This is a genomic window from Wenzhouxiangella sp. AB-CW3, assembly GCF_014725735.1.
In the GTDB taxonomy this organism is placed as follows: domain Bacteria; phylum Pseudomonadota; class Gammaproteobacteria; order Xanthomonadales; family Wenzhouxiangellaceae; genus Wenzhouxiangella.
The window spans coordinates 2,982,775-3,001,726 of sequence record NZ_CP061368.1 but is presented as its reverse complement, the minus strand read 5'-3'; the positions used below and the strand labels follow the sequence as shown (position 1 = coordinate 3,001,726).

Below are 18,952 nucleotides of genomic sequence, written 5' to 3'. Positions count from 1 at the left end.
TGACCGGTGCGCGACGCGGTTTATCATGAAGTACCCGCGATCACGAAACCCGTCATGTCCACCATCCATTCCCTTTTTGCCACTGCCCCCCAGGGCCTGGAAGACCTGCTGGCGGTCGAGCTGGCCGGCATCGGTCTCGCCGGGGTCCAGGCCGGGCGCGGCGGAGTGCGTTTCCAGGCTGATCTGGGTGGCGCCTACCGCGCCTGCCTGTGGTCGCGCGTGGCCAACCGGATCTTGCTGCCGCTGACCCAGTTCACCGCTGCCGACGATGAGGCCTTGTATGCCGGTGCGCGAAAGATTGAGTGGCGCGACCATCTGGGACCGGACCAGACCCTGGCCGTGGCCTTCACCGGGATCCGGGCCAGTGTCGGTCACGGCCGCTTTGCCGCCCAGCGCATCAAGGATGCCATCGTTGATCAGATGCGGGAACAGACAGGGAAGCGGCCCTCGGTCGACCTCAGCCAGCCCGATCTGCGCATCCATGTGCACATGCACGGCGACCAGGGCAGTGTGTCCCTGGACTTGTCGGGAGACAGCCTGCACAAGCGGGGTGTGCGCGAGGCCGGCAACCAGGCCCCGTTGAAGGAAAACCTGGCCGCGGCCATGCTGCTGCGCGCCGACTGGCCCGAGATGGCCGCCGCCGGTGGCGGTTTCGTCGACCCCATGTGCGGTTCGGGCACGCTCGTTATCGAAGCGGCCTGGATGGCAGCCGACGTGGCGCCGGGACTGTTGCGCACGCGCTTTGGATTCCAGCATTGGCGCGGCCACGACGACGAGGTCTGGAAGGCATTGATCGACGAGGCCCTGGAGCGCCAGGAGGCCGGCCTGGAAAAACTGCCGCCCATGGCGGCTTTTGATCATGACCGCCGTGCCGTCTACCTGACGCGCCAGCATCTCGAACGCGCAGGACTGGCCGGACGGGTGCATGTCGAGCGGCGCGATGTGGCCGATGCCGCCCCCCCGGCGAAGGTGAAGACCGGCCTGGTGGCGGTCAACCCTCCCTACGGCGAGCGCATCGGCGAGCAGCACGAGCTGATGCCGCTCTATCTCAGGCTGGGCGAGACCCTGCGCCGGCACTTCCCGGGTTGGCGGGCCATGGTGCTCAATGGTGCCGGTTGCCGTATCGGGCTGAAGCCCGAGCGCACCTGGCAGGTCAGGAACGGGCCGATCGAGTGCAGCCTGGAACGATTCGAGATCGGCATGGATGCGGGTGAATCAACAGCGCAACCAGCCAAGGACCTGGTCAACAGGATAGCCAAGAACCGCCGCCAGCTCAGGCGCTGGCTGGAACGCGAGAACATCCGGTGCTACCGCATCTACGATGCCGATATTCCGGAGTATGCGCTGGCGGTGGATGTTTACCGCGGAGAGGAGGGTGACTGGCTGCACGTGCAGGAATACGAGCCGCCGGCTACCGTCGATGCGGCGAAGGCCCGCGCCCGCCTGCAGGCCGCACTCACCGCGCTGCCGGGCGTGCTGGGTGTGCCGCCCGAACGCATGGTGTTCAAGGTGCGTCGTCGTCAGCGCGGCAGCGAGCAATACACTCGCCAGAGCCGGCAGTCAAAGACATTGACCGTGGCCGAGGGCCGCTGCCGGCTGGAAGTCAACCTGACCGACTACCTCGACACCGGGCTGTTTCTGGACCACCGCCCGGTGCGCCTGTGGCTGGCCGAGCACGCAAAAGGCAAGCGCTTGCTCAACCTGTTCTGCTACACCGGTGCGGCCACCGTGCACGCCGCCGTGGGCGGGGCGGCGCATACCACCAGCGTCGATCTGTCCAACACTTACCTGGAGTGGCTCAAGCGCAACCTGGCGCTCAACAACTGCCTGGACGAGCGCCACCGCATCGTGCCCGCCGACTGCCGTGAATGGCTGGCACGCAACCAGGAGCGCTTTGACCTGATCTTTCTCGACCCGCCCAGTTTTTCCAACTCAAAGCGCATGGACGGCACCCTGGACATCCAGCGCGATCACGCCGAACTGATCCGTGCCGCCGCGGCCCACCTGAGTGCCGACGGCACCCTGATCTTCTCGACCAATCTGCGTGCTTTCAGGCTGGATAGCGCGCTGGCATCGGAGTTCGATCTGGAAGACCGTTCGAAGTGGTCCATTCCCCAGGACTTCGCACGCAATCGGAAGATCCACCAATGCTGGTTCCTGCGCCCAACTGGCGACAGCAGTGCCACACGGGCATAATCGGCGTGGTCAATTGCTGCCCGGGTTTGAAATGAGCAAAGACAGGTACGATCAGGATCAAGCCGGCGGCGAAGGTGAAGACGAGGCAACCCATGTCTTTCAGGAGGAGCCCGCCGACGAGACGGGGGCTGCTGGCGAGTCTCTGAATCTGCCCGGATACCAGGTCATTCGTCCACTGGGAGCCGGCGGCATGGGACAGGTCTTCCTGGCCAGGCAGCTCGAGCCGGTCGAACGCGAAGTGGCCGTCAAGCTGATTCGGAAGAAGATTCTCGGCCCGGCCAGCGAAGTCCGGTTCCTTGTAGAGCGTCAGGCCCTGGCGCAGATGCGCCACCCCGCCATCGCCCAGATCTTCGAGTCAGGCACCAATCCTGACGGCTATCCCTACTTTGCCATGGAGTACGTTCCCGGCCTGCCATTGAACAGGTTCTGCCAGGAGCAGCGGCTGTCCCTGGAAGATCGGATCGAGCTGTTTATCCGCATCTGTCAGGGTGTGGCACATGCTCACCAGAAGGGGATCATTCATCGCGACCTCAAGCCCGCCAACATACTGGTCGCCCGGATCGACGGCGTGCCCAGCCCGAAAATCATTGATTTCGGTATCGCGGGAACGGCCCTGTCCCGACACGAGCGACGGGACCAGAGTTCGGCTGGAACGCCTCTGTACATGAGCCCCGAGCAGTTCGATGAAGAGGCGGCCATCGATGTGCGCAGCGATGTCTATTCACTGGGAGTGATCCTGTATGAACTGCTGAGCGATCAGCGTCCCTTTGAGCAGCATCTGTTTCGGGGTGCCGACACCGAAACGATCCGGCATCGCCTGGCTGGAAGAACCCCCGAACCCCTGACCGGTTTGCTGGCGGGTGGGGGGCGGCAACTCGCAGAGACTGCCCGATGCCGGCAGACGACGGTACGCGGTCTGGTGCGCAGCCTGCGTGGAGAGTTGAGTGCAATTGCCCACCGGGCAGTGGACCCTGATCCGGACCAGCGCTACGAGAGCGCCTCCGAACTGGCCGAGGAGTTGCGCCGTTTCCTTTCGGGTCAGCCAGTGCGGGCCATGGGCGATTCCCGGGCCTACCGGATTCGTTGTTTTCTGCGCCGCAATGCCCTGGCTGCAACCGGCGTGACGACGATCATGATTTCTCTTGCTGTCGGTTTGAGCGCCGCGCTCCTGGCCATGACGGAAGCTCAGCAGCAGCGCAGGATCGCGGAAGACCGGCAGCTTGAACTGGAAAAGATGATTGGCTTTCAGCAGTCCATGCTGGGGGATCTGGAGCCTCATTTGCTTGGCGAAGGGTTTGTCGAACGACTGCGGCAGCAGTACGCCCAATCCTTTACCGATGAAGCTGATCACGAGGCTGTCAAGGCCGGCATTGAGGCCTTCGAGATCGCTGTGGGACGAATCAACCCGACCGATCTGGCGCAGGACCTGATCGATGAGTTCATGCTCAGGCGGGCGATTGATTCCATCGAAAGCGACTTTGCCGATGAACCCTTGCTACAGGCCGATCTTTACGAAACCGTGCGTGATGTCTATACCGACGCCGGGATGATCGACCTTGCATTGCCACTGGCCGAGCGGGTTGTCCAATTGCGTGAGGATGAGTTGGGACCGGATGACGCACGCACTCTGACTGCACTTCAGCGCCACTATCGCCTGCTTTCCCGAAACAGCGAGCATGAACGTGCTGGCGAGGTGCTTGACCAGGTGCTTGATCGCATGCACGAAGCAGCTCCTGATCAGTTGAGCCTGCGGCACAATGCCTGGGATTCGCGGGCCAATCTCCTGGTCGATACGGGGCAGAACGATGAAGCCATGCGGGTGGCTACCGAGAACATCAAACGGGCCGAAGCCGAGCTTGGGCCTCATCATGAATACACCATTCGGGCAGTGAATACATTGGGTTATGTACACGCTCTGTCGGGGGATATCGAATCGGCACTTGTGCATTTCCGCGACAGCGCTGACCGCGCCCGGGATCACCTCGAGTCGGGCAGTGGAAATTACTACAGTGCCATGCTCAACGTGGGTGCGGCACTGGGAATGCTGGGGCGTCTGGAAGAGGCGCTGGAGATCGAAAACGAGGTCTACGACATCCTGGCCGAGCGCTATGGCCGACGCAATCGCTCTACCCTGAACGTCATGAACAACCGGGCGATGACCCTGATGGAGATGGGGCGGCTGGAAGACGCGGCATCGGAGCTCCGGCAGCTGGTTTCGCTGGCACGCCAGACCTATGGGCGCAACCACCTGACCACGCTGAACTTCCGCCTCAGCCTGGGCCTGTTACATCTGCGCAAGGAAATGAACGAGGAGGCATTGGAAGACCTGGCGGAGGTAGCAACGTGGCGTGAGCATCTGCTGACCGCGGACCATCCCGACACACTTCAGGCGCAGCATCACGCTGCCCGCGCCCATCTGGCGCTGGGGCAGCTCGATCAGGCTGGAGAGCTTGCGTTGCGAGCCTATCGACAACGGGTGGAAGTCCTGGGGGATGATCACGAACTGACGCTGGGTACGGCACTGTTGCTGGCGGATGTACACGCTGAAGCTGATGATCGAAAAGCTGAGCGCGAGTGGCGCGAGCGTATTCACGCCGCGGTTGCCGATCACGGCGAAACGCTGGAAAGCGAACTGATCATGAACGCCGTGGAACTGCTGGCGCTGCGAAACGGCACGTCCGGCTCGCTGGTCGACTGGCTGACTGCCGTGCTGGACAATGAGGACGAGTCTCTGGACGAAGCCCGGGCGGCGTTCGCCGAACTGATCAGTCAGTGATCAGCCCTGGGGCTGCAGATCCAGACACGAAATCAATGACCTGGCGGCCTCGCGGCCCTCGTAGACGGCAGTCACCACCAGGTCGGCGCCACGTACCATGTCGCCGCCGGCAAATATCTTTTCGTGGCTGGTCTGGTAGGCAGAATGGCCGTTCTCGCCGACTTTCAGGCGCCCGTCCTCGTGGGTTTCCACACCGGCCGACAGCAGCCAGTCGGGCGGGTTGGGGCGAAAGCCGAAGGCGATGACCACTGCGTCGGCCGGCAGGGTTTCCTCGCTGCCTTCGACCGGCTCGGGCCGCCGCCGGCCGGCCTCATCGGGCGGGCCGAGCTCGGTGCGGACTACCTTGACACCCTCGGCGCCGTTCTCGCCGACGATCTCGACGGGCTGGCGGTTGAACAGGAATTCCACGCCTTCTTCTTTCGCGTTCTGCACCTCGCGGCGACTGCCCGGCATGTTCTCCTCGTCGCGGCGATAGGCGCAGGTGACCGAAAACGCGCCCTGGCGGATCGCGGTGCGCACGCAGTCCATGGCGGTATCGCCGCCGCCAAGCACGACCACGCGCTTGCCTTCGAGGTTGATATAGCCGAAGCCGTCCATCGGTTCCCTGAGGACCTGACCGATGTTGCCGATCAGGTAGGGCAGCGATTCGATGACGCCGTCCTTGTCCGATCCGGGCAGGTTGCCGGTGACGTACTTGTAGGTGCCCATGCCGACAAATACGGCGTCGTAGTCAGCCAGTAGCTGCTCGAACTCGATATCGCGACCGATCTCGGTACCGAGGTGAAACTTGACACCCATGCCTTCCAGAATCTCGCGCCGGGTCTCGACCACCTGCTTGTCGAGCTTGAATGGCGGGATGCCGTAGGTCAGCAGGCCGCCGATGCGCGGGTACTTGTCGAACACGTGTGCCTCGACGCCGTTTCTGACCAGGATGTCGGCCGCGCCCAGTCCGGCCGGACCGGCACCGATCACGGCTACACGCTTGCCGGTGGGTTGGACCTTCGACAGGTCGGGCCGCCAGCCCTGGCGGAAGGCCTCGTCGGTAATCCATTTCTCCACCGAGCCGATGGTGACCGCGCCCAGCCCGTCGTTGAGCGTGCAGGCGCCCTCGCACAGCCGGTCCTGCGGGCAGATGCGCCCGCAGATCTCGGGCAGGGTATTGGTCTGGTGGCACAGCTCGGCGGCCTCGAACAGGCGACCCTGGCGGGCCAGCCGCAGCCAGTCGGGAATGTAGTTGTGCACCGGGCATTCCCACTCGCAGTAGGGATTGCCGCAGTTGATACAGCGCGCCGACTGATCGGCCGCGCCATCGGCATCGTAGCCGCCGTAGATCTCATCCCAGCCGCGCACGCGAATCGGTACGGACAACACTTCGGGGTCGCGGCGCGGGCTTTCGAGGAAATGGAGAGGACTCGGATTTTTCATGGCATTCATTCAATTCATTGCCAGCCGGAGCTGGGGTTTTGAACATCCAGGCCCCAGAAGTCTGCTGCTTTGGCCAGGGCTGCATCAAGGGTGACCAGCCTGGCTGAACAATCCTGGGCGCAGGCCAGGTGCAGAGCGTCGAGTGTGCGCAAGGCGGTCTTGCGACGACTCAGCCACTCCCGGGCCTGCTCGAAATGACGACCCGTCACCGGTGCCCTGGAAAAGCGCCCGGCATTGAGGTCCTCGCGAAAAGTGGCTTCAATGCGATGGGCCTGCGGTTCGTCCAGTTCCCCGCAACGCACCCAGCGCGCCAAGGCCGAAGCGAACTCGACTTCAACGAGGTCACTGATCAGCACGGGCGTGCTCTGCGCCTGCAGCAAAGACTCCACGGCTTCGCTGGCGGCTTCCTGGCGGTAGTAGGGCAGCACGGCGCTGGTGTCGAAGTACAGCAATCAGAATCGCTCCTCTTCCCGCAGCGCCCGAATGGTTCCGGCCGAAGATTCCTTCGCCGGTGGCAGGGATTGCCGGAGTTTGGCGCGCGAGGGGAAGCGAACCGGCTCTTCTGTGTGGGCGGCAACCAGTCTGGCCACGGGCTTGCCGCGTCGACTGATCACCACGCTCTCTCCACGCTCGACCTGGTCGAGCAGGGCCGATAGTCTCTTGCGTGCTTCGCGAACGTTGGTCGTGTTCATGCTGATGTCTCCATGTGCACACATAAAGTGTACCATTCCGTTCCCGGATCAGGCCGCATCGCGCAGGGCGGAAATCAGGTCGTCGAGTTCGGCGGCCTTGGGTTTGACCAGCCAGAACTTGGGCAGTAGCCGGCGCATGTCGTCGAGCACCCACGCGGCCTGCTCGCTGCCGGTCAGTTCGATATGCCGCATGATCAGTCCCCTGAGGTGATGGACGTGGTTCTCCATGCTGTCAGGTTCGATATGGCGGATGTCGATCAGCTCGTGGTTATAGCGGTCGACGAAGCCGCGATCGAGGTCGAGCACGTAGGCGAAGCCGCCGGTCATGCCGGCACCGAAGTTGATGCCGGTGCGGCCGAGCACGACAACGACCCCGCCGGTCATGTACTCGCAGCAGTGATCGCCGGCGCCCTCGATCACGGCAATGGCACCGGAGTTGCGTACGGCAAAGCGCTCGCCGGCCGTGCCCTGGGCAAAAAGCTCGCCGCCGGTCGCCCCGTACAGGCAGGTGTTGCCCATGATGGGCGTGGTGCGGGCCGGGTAGCCGATGCCCTCGGGTGGAGTGAGCACGATGCGACCGCCGGCCATGCCCTTGCCGACGTAGTCGTTGGCCTCGCCGGTGAGTTTCAGGTGCAGGCCGCCGGCATTGAAGGCGCCGAAACTCTGCCCGGCCGTGCCGGTAAATTCGATGTCGATGGGATGCTCGGCCATGCCCTGGTTGCCCCAGTGCGTGGCGATCTCGCCCGATAGCCGCGCGCCGATGGAGCGGTCGCTGTTGCGGATCGGATATGCAAACCGGCCGCCACGGCCATTCTTCACGGCTTCGGTGGTGTCGGCCTGGATGTCTCCGGCCAATTCGGCGGTATCGTGCGGTGGGTTGCGCTCGGCCAGGCAGTAGTGGGCGGTGTCCGGACTGAGGCCGGATGTGGCCAGCAGCGGCGAGAGATCAAGCTTGTTCTGGCGCAGGGTCAGGCCTTCGATGCGCTTGAGGTACTCGGTGCGGCCGATCAGATCCTCGATCCGGGCCACACCCAGTTGCGCCAGGATCTCGCGCACTTCCCGGGCGACAAACATCAGGTAGTTGATCACCATCTCGGGCAGCCCGATGAAGTGTTTCTTGCGCAGAATGTCGTTCTGCGTGGCCACTCCGGTGGCGCAGTTGTTGAGGTGGCAGATGCGCAGGTACTTGCAGCCCAGCGCCACCATGGGCGCGGTGCCGAAACCGAAGCTTTCGGCGCCGAGAATGGCGGCCTTGACCACGTCCTTGCCGGTCTTGAGTCCGCCGTCGGCCTGAATACGCACCTGGCCCCTGAGGTCATTGGCCATCAGCACCTGGCGGACCTCGCTCAGGCCCAGCTCCCAGGGTGCGCCGGCGTACTTGACCGAGGTCAGCGGGCTGGCGCCGGTGCCGCCGTCGTAACCCGACACGGTGATCAGGTCGGCATAGGCCTTGACCACGCCGGCAGCAATCGTGCCGATGCCGGGTTCGGCCACCAGCTTGACCGAGACCAGTGCATCCGGGTTGACCTGCTTGAGGTCGAAAATGAGCTGCGCCAGGTCTTCGATGGAATAAATGTCGTGGTGCGGCGGCGGCGAGATCAGGCCGACACCGGGCGTGGCGAAGCGCAGCCGGGCGATCAGCTTGTCGACCTTGTGGCCGGGCAACTGGCCGCCCTCGCCGGGTTTGGCGCCCTGGGCGATCTTGATCTGAATGACCTCGGCATTGATCAGGTACTCCGGGGTCACGCCAAATCGGCCCGATGCGATCTGCTTGATCTTGGAGCGCTTCTCGGTGCCGTAGCGGGCCGGGTCCTCGCCGCCCTCGCCGGAGTTCGAGCGCGCGCCGAGCCGGTTCATGGCAATGGCCAGCGCCTCGTGTGCTTCGGGTGAAAGGGCTCCCAGGCTCATGCCGGCCGAATCGAATCGCTTGACGATGTCTTCGGCCGCTTCGACCTGGTCGATGTCGATGGGTGCGTGCGGTGAAGTGAAATCGAGCAGGTCGCGCAGCGTGGCCGGCTCACGCTCGTTGACCAGCCGGGCGAACTCGCGATAGCTGTCTTCGCTGCCGGTCTGTGCCGCATGTTGCAGCGCTTTGGTGACGTCCGGGTTCCAGGCATGGTACTCGGCGCCGTGTACGTAGCGGTACAGTCCGCCGTGTTCGATCGGCACGGTCTTGTTCCAGGCCCAGCGCGCGAGCGATTGCTGGTCGGATTGCAAGTCGGAGAAGTCCACGCCCTGGATGCGACTGACCGCGCCCGGAAAGCATTTGTCGACCACTTCGTCGGCCATGCCGATGATCTCGAACAGCTGAGCGCCGCGGTACGAGCCAATGGTGGAAATGCCCATCTTCGACAGGATCTTGTAGAGCCCCTTGCGGATGCCGCGACGGAAGTTGCGACCCAGCTCCAGCACCCGGTTCTCCGGGCTCTCGATTTCCCCGGCCTCAACCATGGCGTGCAGGCTCTGGTAGACGAGATAGGGGTAGACGGCGGTGGCGCCGAAACCGATCAGGCAGGCGAAGTGATGCGGGTCGCGGGCGGTGCCGGTCTCGATGATGAGGTTGCACTGCGGGCGCTGGCCGGTCTCGAGCAGGTGGTGATGGATCGCGCCGGTGGCCAGCAGGGCATGCACCGGCAGGTGGCCGGGCTTGAGGTAGCGATCGGAGATCAGCAGGATCAGCTTGCCGTCGTCCACCGCCGCACTGGCCTTTTGGCAAAGATCGTCGATGGCCTGCTCCAGCGGCAGGTCTTCCGGGTAGTTCAGGTCGATGAACTCCGATGGCACGCCCAGCTGCGGGGTGTTGATCAGCTGCCTTAGCTTGCGCTGGCTCATTACTGGCGAGTTGAGCACCACGCGTTCGGCCAGCTCCGGGCCGGGGGTGAACACGTTGCCCTTGCGGCCGATGCCGGTTTCCAGCGACATGACGATACGTTCGCGCAGGCTGTCGATGGGCGGGTTGGTGACCTGGGCAAACTGCTGACGGAAGCAGTCATAAATGGACCGGACCCGGGTCGAAAGCACCGGCATGGGCGTGTCGTCGCCCATGGAACCCACCGCCTCGGACTGGGTGCGCGCCAGCACCTGGACCACTTCGCGACGTTCTTCGCGCGACAGGTTGAACATCTTCTGGTAGGTGGCCAGCGTGTCCTTGTCGAACGGTTCGGCGGCCATGTGCACGTCGACCAGTTCGGAATCGAGGTACTTGACGCCCGATTTCAGCCACTCCTGCCAGGGATGCAGGTTCTTGAGTTGCTCGTCGACCCCGCGATGGTCGAGCAGTTCGCCCGATTCGATGTCGGCGACCAGCAGTTGTCCCGGCCCGAGGCGCCCGCGGGCCTTGACCTCCCGGGTGTCCAAGTCAACCACGCCGGTCTCGGAAGCAACGATCAGGCGACGATCAGTGGTCAGCGTCCAGCGTGCCGGCCTGAGGCCGTTGCGGTCGAGTGCGCAGACGGCGAATCGCCCGTCGCACATGACCAGGCCGGCCGGGCCATCCCAGCCTTCCTGGTGGAAAGTGAAATACTCGTAGAAGGCCCTGAGATCGGCATCCAGGTTGTCGGCCGTCTGCCAGGCCGGCGGCATCAGGATGCGCACGGCCTGGGGCAGCGGCATGCCGCCGGTGACCAGCAGCTCGACCATGTTATCCAGCGAGCTGGAGTCGGACCCATGCATGGCGACGGGTTCGTCCAGATCGCCCATTTCCTCGAGCAGCGGCGAGGCCAGCAGCTTGCGCCGGGCCCGGGTCCAGTTGCGATTGCCGCGAATGGTGTTGATCTCGCCATTGTGGGCCAGCATGCGAAAGGGCTGTGCCAGCTCCCAGCGTGGCAGGGTGTTGGTGGAAAAACGCTGGTGAAATACCACGGCCGAGGTGGTCAGACGCTGATCGGCCAGGTCGGGATAGAACTGTGAGAGGTACTCGGGCATGACCATGCCCTTGTAGGCCACTGTCTCGGCCGACAGGCTGGCGACGTAGAACCCGCTATCCGGGTCGATCGAGTTTTCGCAGTGGCGCCGGGCCATGAACAGCCGCCGGCCGAGATCGCCGCGCGGGAGCTCCTGCGGGACGTTGACAAAGATCTGCTCGATGCGGGGCCGGGTGTCGGCGGCACGCTCACCCAGTGCGTCCGGGTTGATCGGGACGGTTCGCCAGCCGGCGACCTCGAGCGCCTGGTCACCCAGGCAGCGCTCGAGCACCGCGCGTTGCTCCTGGTGCTGATCGGGGGACAGAAACACCATGCCCACGGCAAAACGCTCACCCAGCTCGATGCCATCCTCGCCAGCCACGGCGCGCAGGAACTCACCAGGCAGGCGAATGAGAATGCCGCAGCCGTCGCCGGTCTTGCCGTCGGGAGCCACGGCCCCGCGGTGGGTCAGGCGAGTCAGTGCGGCCAGCGCGTCGGCAAGAATGCGGTGTTCGGCGCGGTCTCCGAGGCTGGCAATCAGCCCGAATCCACAGGAGTCGCGTTCAAAATCAGTCTGATGGAGCGTTTTCAATGGGAGGGTGCTGCCCGCCGCCGTTGACGGCTGTTTCAAACGAATGGTCTAGCATAACCAAAAATGACGGACAATCTGAGCACGTTAAGCCATAAGTTTATGGGTCTGAGCTATTCGCGGTTTCGCCCCGTGGCCTTGATCGTGGCCCGGATCGTCCCGACAATAATGCACGCAGCACTCTCATTCATACTGGACTGGAATTCCCATGACTCTCGACCCCGCCGTTCGCGACCGAATTGAACAGCAGATCGCATCGCATCGCTATGTGCTCTACATGAAGGGCACGCCCAAGATGCCGCAATGCGGCTTCTCCGCCCGTGTGGCCGGCATGATCGATCAGCTGCTCGATGGTGATTACGCGGCCTACAACGTGCTCGAGGACGACTCGATTCGCGAAGGCATCAAGGTCTACGGCGACTGGCCCACCATTCCGCAGCTCTATGTCGACGGCGAGCTGGTCGGCGGTTGCGACATCATCACCGAGATGTTCAACTCCGGAGAACTGCACGAAACGTTCGGCCTGGAAAAGCCCGACCGTACGCCGCCCGAGATCGAGATCACCGACAAGGCCGCCGAGAAGATCCGCGAATTTCTCGATGCCTATCCCGGCAACCACCTGCATTTTTCCATTGACTCGGGCTGGGATGCCCAGTTCCAGGTCGGGCCGAAACAGGGCCACGAAATCGAGACCGAGGCCGCCGGCATTACCGTGTTGATGGACCTGGCCTCGGCGCAGCGGGCCAAGGGTGCGAAGATCGACTGGGTGGAAAGCGTGCAGGGCGAGGGACTGAAGCTCGACCTGCCCGGCGCCCCGGCAGCGGTCAAGCAGATGACCCCGGCCGAGTTGCAGGAACGACTGAACTCCGGCGAGCGTCTGCTGGTCATCGATACCCGCTCCGAGGCCAACCGCGCCGACAAGCCGCTGGATTTCGCCCGTCCGCTGGATGCCGACCTGATGGCCGAGCTCAAGGACGGCGATCTCAACCAGCCACTGGTATTCGTTTGCGATGTCGGTGTGACCAGCCAGCAGTACGCCGAGCATTACCGCAAGCAGGGCTACACCCAGGTCTACAATCTCGAGGGCGGTGCCGCCGCCATCAGCGGCTGAGCCGGGTGTCATGACGCTGCCGTGGACAGTCTTGCGACTATTCTGCGCGGCGCTGGTCTTTGCCGTGCTGGTGGCTTGTTCCCCCGATGACGAGGGGGCGGCCCCGCAACCGTCCGATCCCGATCCTGTCGACGAACTGATCGAATTGGCCGACCCGCTGCTCGGTCGGTGGAGTGGTGATCTGGAGGGCATGATCGAGCGACGTCAGATCCGCGTGCTCGTTCCCTACAGCCGCACGTTCTATTTCCTGGACGAACGCGGCAGTCAGCGCGGGCTGTCGTTCGAGTTCATGGAAGCTTTCGAGGACTTTCTCAACGAGCAGCTTGGCCGCGGGCACCAGCGCGTCAATGTCATCTTCGTTCCGGTCACCCGCGATCGTCTGATTCCGTGGTTGCGCGATGGCCGGGGTGATGTGATCGCCGCCAACCTCACGGTCACTCCCACGCGCCAGCGCCAGGTGCTGTTCAGCGAACCGTGGTCGCGCGGTATCGATGAAGTGCTGGTTTCCGGCCCGTCGGCCGAGCCGGTCGAAACCACCGACGACCTGGCTGGCCGCACCGTCTACGTGCGGCCGCACAGCAGCTACTTCGAAAGCCTGGAGCGGCTCAACCGCAGCTTTTCCCAGCGCGGGCTTGAGCGTATGCGCCTGGAGCCGGCCCCGGGCCACTTCGAGACCGGTGATGTGCTGGAGATGGTGGCGGCCGGCCTGATCGATCATGCGGTTGCCGACGACTACCTGGCGCGACTGTGGGAGCAGGCGCTGCCCGATCTGCAAGTGCACGAGAACATCGTGCTGCGCCAGGGTGCCGAGATGGCCTTCGCCGTGCATCCGGAAAGCCAGCAGCTCAAGGTCAAGCTCGATGAGTTCCTGCGCAATCATCGTGCCGGTACGCTGTTTGGCAACGTCACTTTCCGACGCTACCTGGAAAACACCCGCTGGGTGCTGGAAGAGGGCCGCGATGAGGCCGTGGCCCGTTTTGCCGAGCTGGCCGACCTGTTTCGCGAGTATGGCGACGAATACGATCTTGATTGGCTGATGCTGATCGCCCAGGGTTACCAGGAGTCCCGGCTCGATCAGTCGGCACGATCCCCGGCCGGGGCGATCGGCGTGATGCAGCTATTGCCCACGACCGGAGCCGAGATGGGGGTGGGTGACATTACCGAGCTGGAAAACAATATTCATGCCGGGGCGCGCTACGTGCGCTGGATGATCGACCGGTACTATGCCGACGCCCCCATGGACGAAGACAACAAGCTGCTGTTTGCGCTGGCTTCGTACAATGCCGGTCCGCGGCGGGTGCGTGAAATGCGCCGCGAGGCCGAGCGTGTCGGCCTGGATCCGAATATCTGGTTCGACAACGTCGAAACCATTGCCGCCCGGGTCATCGGCCGCGAAACCGTGCAGTACGTGTCCAACATTTACAAGTACTACATTGCCTTCCGACTGGTCAGCCGCCAGCAACGGCTGGAAGTGCCCATCATCGAGGGGTGATGCTGTCTCAGGAAAATTCGGCCACGGCCGGGGCGTGATCGGAGGGTCGTTCGAGCTTGCGCGGTTCTTTGTCGACGTAGCTGGCCGAGCAAGTCTCTTTCAGTGCATCCGAACACAGTACCAGGTCGATTCTCAGGCCCATGCCCCGCCGGAAGGCGGCGGCGCGGTAATCCCACCAGGAAAACACGCTTTCAGGCTGGTCAAACAGACGAAAGGAATCGTGCAGGCCCAGGTCGAGCATGCCCTTGAGCGCCTCGCGCTCGGGGGTGGAGCACAGAATCTTTTCGTGCCAGGCTTCGGGATCGTAGACGTCGCGGTCGTCCGGGGCGATATTGAAGTCTCCCATGACCACGGTTTTCGGGTGACGCGAGAGTTCGTCGGCGACCCATTTGTTGACCGCGTCCAGCCAGGCCAGCTTGTAGTCGTACTTGTCCGAGCCGACTTCCTTGCCGTTGACCACGTAGAGATTGATCACCCGTACATCGTCGACGGTGGCGGCAATCACCCGTTTCTGCTCGTCGGGGAAATCCGGGATTTCCGTTTGCACGTCCAGCAGTTCGTGACGGCTGATCAGGGCCACGCCGTTGTAGGTCGGTTGACCGGCAAAGGCGACATGGTAGCCAAGCTCGGCCAGTGGCTCGACCGGAAACTTGTCGTCGGTGAGCTTGGTTTCCTGCAGGCCGAGCACGTCGGGACGGTGGTGGTCGAGCCATTCCAGTACGTGTTCCAGCCTGACTTTCAGCGAATTGACGTTCCAGCTTGCGATTTTCATGGGACGAGAGTGTAGTGGGATCGGCATGGAAACGCCATAGTGCAGACTGTTTGTGAGAGTCGCATAGGCTCCGAGGCCCGGTTTTTGGGGGGTTGGTGGCTCCGAGGCCGGCCTCAAGCGGGAGGATACGCTTCAGTTCGACGCGGTGGCGAGGCCTTCAGCGTATCCTCCCGCTTGAGGCCGGCACGGCCTGTGTGGCTTGTCTGCGGTATCCCGGAATTTTCGCCGGTGTAAACTTGTGTGGTCTCTACGCTCGGCACAAAAGCGATTCTGCTCCGGTGCTGCCGGATCAGACAGCCTTGTCGAGATCACCAACCAGAAACCATAGCCCCGGAGTCTGAAGGCATGCCGACACTTTCCGATCTGCTCGAGAACAATCGTCAATGGGCCGAGGCGGTGACCGCCGAGGATCCGGATTTCTTCAAACGCCTGGCCGGGCAGCAGAAACCGGAGTTTCTATGGATCGGCTGTTCCGACAGTCGCGTCCCGGCCAATCAGATCGTCGGCATGCAGCCTGGCGAGGTGTTCGTTCATCGCAATGTCGCCAACCTGGTGGTGCACTGTGACATGAACCTGCTGGCGGTGCTGCAGTTTGCCGTGGAGTACCTCAAGGTGCGTCATGTCATCGTCTGCGGCCATTACGGCTGTGGTGGCGTGCAGGCGGCACTGGAGGACCGGCGCCTGGGGCTGATCGACAACTGGCTGCGGCCCATCCGGCAACTGGCGCTGGATCATGCCGCCGAACTCGATGACCTGCCTGAAGATCAGCGCCTGAACAGGCTGTGCGAACTCAATGTGAAACGACAGGCCATCAACCTGGCACGAACCACCGTCGTGCAGGCGGCCTGGGAACGGGAACAGCCGCTGAGCATCCATGGCTGGATCTATGCCATCGGTGATGGCCGGCTAAAGGATCTCGGGCCCGTCTATCGCTCGATGGAGGATCTGGCCTGAGCCAGCTTCTGCGGCGAGCCACTGGTGATCAGGCGACGGGTCAATAGCCGATATCCAGGTAGGACCGCGCAATCTTCTCGATGGCAATGACGTAGGCTGCCATGCGGTAGTCGTGGATTCTTTCGTTGCTGCGGCGCTTCTCGATGATTTCCTGCATGGCAAGGCGCATGGTGTCATCGAGGCCGGAGCGCACCAGGTCGAACTCATTGGCACCCTGGGCAATTTCTTCGCGCAGCCAGTCGGGAACCGTGGTGTTGGTGGTCAACTCAATGGCCGAAATGATGTGGCGTCCACGTGCTTCGTGAAAGCGCTTCTCCATCCGGCCGAATCGCACATGATTGAGGTTCCGGATCCACTCGAAATACGACACGATGACACCGCCGGCATTGCAGTAGGCGTCGGGGATGATCTCTACGCCTCGCTTGCGCAGCCGTTCATCGGCCTCGTAGGTCACCGGGCCATTGGCGGCTTCGGCAATCAGATGGGCCTGAATTTCATCGGCGTTGTCGGTGGTGATGACACCTTCCAGGGCTGCCGGAATGAGGATGTCACAGTCTGCTGTCAGAACACTCGCCCCGTCCTTTTCGAAGGTTGCATCCGGATAGCCCCGGATGCCGTCGTTTTCTTTCATGTACTCTTGGACTGATGCGACATCGAGCCCGTCTTCGTTGATGATGGCACCATCGCGCTCGATGATGCCGATGATGATGCAGTCGTCTTCGGTCTGCAGGAAATGGGCGGCGTGGTAACCGACATTACCCAGGCCCTGCACGATGACCCGTTTGCCGCCGAGGTCGCCGTCCAGTCCGGCACGGCGGACTTCGTCACCGTGCCTGAAGAACTCCCTGAGCGCATACTTCACGCCGCGTCCGGTGGCCTCGTGACGTCCACGCACGCCACCGTGTTCGACCGGTTTTCCGGTCACTGCTCCCATGTAGTTGATGTCATCGGGGAAGAGCTGACGGTAGGTGTCGGTCATCCAGCCCATCTCGCGCGGCCCGGTGCCCATGTCCGGGGCCGGCACGTTCTTGGCCGGGCTGAGATATCCCTTGCCGATGAGTTCGCGGGCGAATCGCCTTGTGATGGCTTCGAGCTGGTGGCGTTCGTACTTGCGCGGGTCCACGCACAGGCCGCCTTTCGAGCCGCCAAACGGAACATCCACGATGGCGCACTTGTAGGTCATCAGTGCCGCCAGTGCTTCTACTTCGTCCTGGTCGACGATGGGGGCATAGCGAATGCCACCTTTCGAGGGCAGGCGGTGGTCGCTGTGGGTGGCGCGCCAGCCTGTGAAGATTTCCGCCTTGCCGTTGATTTCGACCGGAAACGAGATCTGGATGACGCTCTGACAGGTCTTGAGAGCATTGCCGATGCCAGGGTCCAGATCCATGATGCCGATAGCCTGGTCGACCGTGTGCTCGACGCTCTCGCGAAAACTCATACCGCCGCGGGCAAACTTGGTATCACTCATCGATCAGATTCCCTGGTTCGTGTCGTGTCCAGCAACATACTTTCCAGGGACAGACAGGTCAAACGGGGACATCTGCCGCCGGCCGGCGCCGGCGAGGTGGTCCATCGGGCAGGCGGCGCGGGCTGCTCCGCTGCGAAGCGCCTTACTCCGGTTCGTCCCAACCGTAGTCGAAGGTGATTTCCTCATCGGCGGCGATGTTGCGGATGGCGTAGAGTTCGTTACCCCACCAGTCGGCATTGGGTTTGGCCGAATGGTTGAGAAAACGCAATTCGTTTTTGCCGTCGATACCCTCCCAGCACTTGCGCTCTTCGTTCCACAGCCACAGCACGTGCATGCCGTCGCTGTCGGTGGCCGGGCCTTCGTAGGTGCCGATGTAGACATCCCGGGCGATGGGGTGGCGGGCGAATACTCCCCGGCCGTGAATCGGGGAGTCATCCACGTACACCAGCGGGTTGTCGTCGTATGACTGGCTCATCTTGGGTCCGTCGCGGGTTGGAGGCATCCTGACATCGGGTCGGTCTGCGGACTGCGGCAGTGTACCGCGCGCTGACCGTGCCGGGTGGACAATTCCTGTTCAATGGCTTCCGCTGCACTGGGGCGAAGCGGGTGGAGGTGGTGCATGTTGCCATCCTCGACCACGGTCCAGGCCAACAGTCCCAGTTGTGGATGATGGTGCACGGTGAGGCCGTCGGCATGGCTGGCCGACCCGGCGGCCTCGATCATCATCTGCCGTGCCGAATCGAACGTCAGTGGGTTCTCGCCGATGGCCTGCCAGTCCACGGCATGAGCATCCAGCAGCGCGATCATTGTGCGGAAGGCGCGAGTCCATAGCACCGGATCGAGCTGCCGGGCCAGTGCCTGATCGTGTCCCAGGAACTGTACGTCCAGGCGTTTGGCATGTGCGTTCCAGTTCGCGGACAGTGCGCCGGGAAGTTCGAATGTCCGGGGCTGATCCGGTGCCATCAGGGCATGTTCGATCACCGGCCAGAAGCCGCCCAGTCCGGCGCCGTCGAGCTGTACGTGCTGCAGGGCGATCAGGTCGTTGGCGGTCAGCAACTGCCCGTGGACCGTGTCAAGGCCCAGTTGCGTTTGCAGCAGGGCACGGCCCGGTGGATGCACCGCACCGGTCTCGAACAGGCTCGCTTCAAGCCGCTGCTCTATGCTCGTGGCCTGGTCGGTCGGGCCCAGTAGCACCAGGGGAATGACGAGAAACTGCCCCAGCGGGGCATCGGCGCCGGGTTGCAGGTCGCGGTGGGGCAGGCGGCCTTCGTGCGCACCGATGGCCAGCACCTGCGGCTGAAAACCCGATTGCCGCAGCAGATTGCCGGCCAGCTCCTCCAGTGCTGTCCAGGCGGGCAGCCCGGGCTGGAGCAGCTCGGTGGGCTCGAACAGCGCACCACCCGCGACCAGCATGGTCTGCTCGACCTCCGGCACCACCCTGGCCAGGTCACGGGCCAGATGCGCGGCCAGTTCGCTGGCCGGTTCCCGGGCCAGTACCCGTTTTACGGATGCCGGGTCGGACTGGATTTCCAGCCCGGCGGCCAGGCGGATATGATGCAGGGCTTGATTCATGAT

Annotated in this window: 13 protein-coding genes; 5 read left to right on the top strand and 8 right to left on the bottom strand. The window is 63.3% G+C overall.

Features of this window, described 5'->3' with window-relative positions; translation table 11 throughout:
* The first annotated feature begins 54 nt into the window (after window positions 1-54).
* Together rlmKL and IC757_RS12995 are read left to right on the top strand one after the other, a co-directional pair.
* Window positions 55-2,196 carry a bifunctional 23S rRNA (guanine(2069)-N(7))-methyltransferase RlmK/23S rRNA (guanine(2445)-N(2))-methyltransferase RlmL gene (rlmKL, locus tag IC757_RS13000; RefSeq protein WP_190974727.1) on the top strand — a complete coding sequence of 714 codons (2,142 nt, stop codon included), beginning with the start codon at window positions 55-57 and terminating at the stop codon, window positions 2,194-2,196.
* Between the two features lie 31 nt (window positions 2,197-2,227).
* The gene (locus IC757_RS12995) at window positions 2,228-4,972 is read left to right on the top strand and encodes a serine/threonine-protein kinase (protein ID WP_190974726.1); all 2,745 of its coding nucleotides are present in this window, start codon (window positions 2,228-2,230) and stop codon (window positions 4,970-4,972) included.
* Here IC757_RS12995 and IC757_RS12990 read toward each other — a convergent pair whose 3' ends face one another.
* The 4 genes from IC757_RS12990 to gltB are packed head-to-tail and all read right to left on the bottom strand — an operon-like array spanning window position 4,973 to window position 11,583.
* Window positions 4,973-6,397, bottom strand: a complete 1,425-nt coding sequence (locus IC757_RS12990) for an FAD-dependent oxidoreductase (RefSeq protein WP_190974725.1) — start codon at window positions 6,395-6,397, stop codon at window positions 4,973-4,975. It abuts the gene before it with no gap.
* 14 nt (window positions 6,398-6,411) lie between these two features.
* Window positions 6,412-6,849: a type II toxin-antitoxin system VapC family toxin gene (locus IC757_RS12985; protein ID WP_190974724.1), complete on the bottom strand. Its 438-nt coding sequence runs from the start codon at window positions 6,847-6,849 to the stop codon at window positions 6,412-6,414.
* Entirely contained in the window at window positions 6,850-7,089 is a 240-nt protein-coding gene (locus IC757_RS12980; RefSeq protein ID WP_190974723.1) for a type II toxin-antitoxin system Phd/YefM family antitoxin, read from the bottom strand.
* Window positions 7,090-7,137: 48 nt separating this feature from the next.
* Window positions 7,138-11,583: a glutamate synthase large subunit gene (gene gltB / locus IC757_RS12975; RefSeq protein WP_190974722.1), complete on the bottom strand. Its 4,446-nt coding sequence runs from the start codon at window positions 11,581-11,583 to the stop codon at window positions 7,138-7,140.
* A 205-nt stretch (window positions 11,584-11,788) separates the two neighbouring features.
* Between gltB and grxD the strand changes: the two genes are divergently transcribed.
* Together grxD and IC757_RS12965 are read left to right on the top strand one after the other, a co-directional pair.
* Window positions 11,789-12,691, top strand: a complete 903-nt coding sequence (gene grxD / locus IC757_RS16940; RefSeq protein ID WP_190974721.1) for a Grx4 family monothiol glutaredoxin — start codon at window positions 11,789-11,791, stop codon at window positions 12,689-12,691.
* Window positions 12,692-12,701: 10 nt separating this feature from the next.
* Window positions 12,702-14,183 (top strand): lytic transglycosylase F, encoded by a 1,482-nt coding sequence (locus IC757_RS12965; RefSeq protein WP_190974720.1) that lies wholly within the window; start codon window positions 12,702-12,704, stop codon window positions 14,181-14,183.
* 7 nt (window positions 14,184-14,190) lie between these two features.
* On the opposite strand, the gene xth is transcribed toward IC757_RS12965, so the two are convergent.
* Window positions 14,191-14,955, bottom strand: coding sequence for an exodeoxyribonuclease III (xth, locus tag IC757_RS12960; RefSeq protein ID WP_190974719.1), 765 nt, complete (start codon window positions 14,953-14,955; stop codon window positions 14,191-14,193).
* Between the two features lie 345 nt (window positions 14,956-15,300).
* On the opposite strand from xth, the gene can reads away from it, so the two are divergent.
* Window positions 15,301-15,909, top strand: a complete 609-nt coding sequence (gene can / locus IC757_RS12955) for a carbonate dehydratase (RefSeq protein ID WP_190974718.1) — start codon at window positions 15,301-15,303, stop codon at window positions 15,907-15,909.
* Between the two features lie 40 nt (window positions 15,910-15,949).
* Here the strand turns inward: can and IC757_RS12950 are convergent, their stop codons facing one another.
* The 3 genes from IC757_RS12950 to IC757_RS12940 form a co-directional block, all read right to left on the bottom strand.
* Window positions 15,950-17,377 (bottom strand): Glu/Leu/Phe/Val family dehydrogenase, encoded by a 1,428-nt coding sequence (locus IC757_RS12950; protein ID WP_190974717.1) that lies wholly within the window; start codon window positions 17,375-17,377, stop codon window positions 15,950-15,952.
* Between the two features lie 142 nt (window positions 17,378-17,519).
* Window positions 17,520-17,852, bottom strand: coding sequence for an SET domain-containing protein (locus IC757_RS12945; protein ID WP_190974716.1), 333 nt, complete (start codon window positions 17,850-17,852; stop codon window positions 17,520-17,522).
* Window positions 17,849-18,949, bottom strand: coding sequence for a hypothetical protein (locus IC757_RS12940; RefSeq protein ID WP_190974715.1), 1,101 nt, complete (start codon window positions 18,947-18,949; stop codon window positions 17,849-17,851). Before IC757_RS12940 ends, IC757_RS12945 begins: the two co-directional genes overlap by 4 nt.
* Between the last annotated feature and the right edge of the window lie 3 nt (window positions 18,950-18,952).

Bases quoted from the DNA above. Each gene is read 5' to 3' on its own strand.
- IC757_RS12990 (WP_190974725.1), bottom strand. From the start codon at position 6,397: ATGAAAAATCCGAGTCCTCTCCATTTCCTCGAAAGCCCGCGCCGCGAC.
- grxD (WP_190974721.1), top strand. From the start codon at position 11,789: ATGACTCTCGACCCCGCCGTTCGCGACCGAATTGAACAGCAGATCGCA.
- can (WP_190974718.1), top strand. From the start codon at position 15,301: ATGCCGACACTTTCCGATCTGCTCGAGAACAATCGTCAATGGGCCGAG.
- IC757_RS12940 (WP_190974715.1), bottom strand. From the start codon at position 18,949: ATGAATCAAGCCCTGCATCATATCCGCCTGGCCGCCGGGCTGGAAATC.
- IC757_RS12945 (WP_190974716.1), bottom strand. From the start codon at position 17,852: ATGAGCCAGTCATACGACGACAACCCGCTGGTGTACGTGGATGACTCC.
- IC757_RS12980 (WP_190974723.1), bottom strand. From the start codon at position 7,089: ATGAACACGACCAACGTTCGCGAAGCACGCAAGAGACTATCGGCCCTG.
- rlmKL (WP_190974727.1), top strand. From the start codon at position 55: ATGTCCACCATCCATTCCCTTTTTGCCACTGCCCCCCAGGGCCTGGAA.
- IC757_RS12995 (WP_190974726.1), top strand. From the start codon at position 2,228: ATGAGCAAAGACAGGTACGATCAGGATCAAGCCGGCGGCGAAGGTGAA.
- IC757_RS12965 (WP_190974720.1), top strand. From the start codon at position 12,702: ATGACGCTGCCGTGGACAGTCTTGCGACTATTCTGCGCGGCGCTGGTC.
- xth (WP_190974719.1), bottom strand. From the start codon at position 14,955: ATGAAAATCGCAAGCTGGAACGTCAATTCGCTGAAAGTCAGGCTGGAA.
- IC757_RS12950 (WP_190974717.1), bottom strand. From the start codon at position 17,377: ATGAGTGATACCAAGTTTGCCCGCGGCGGTATGAGTTTTCGCGAGAGC.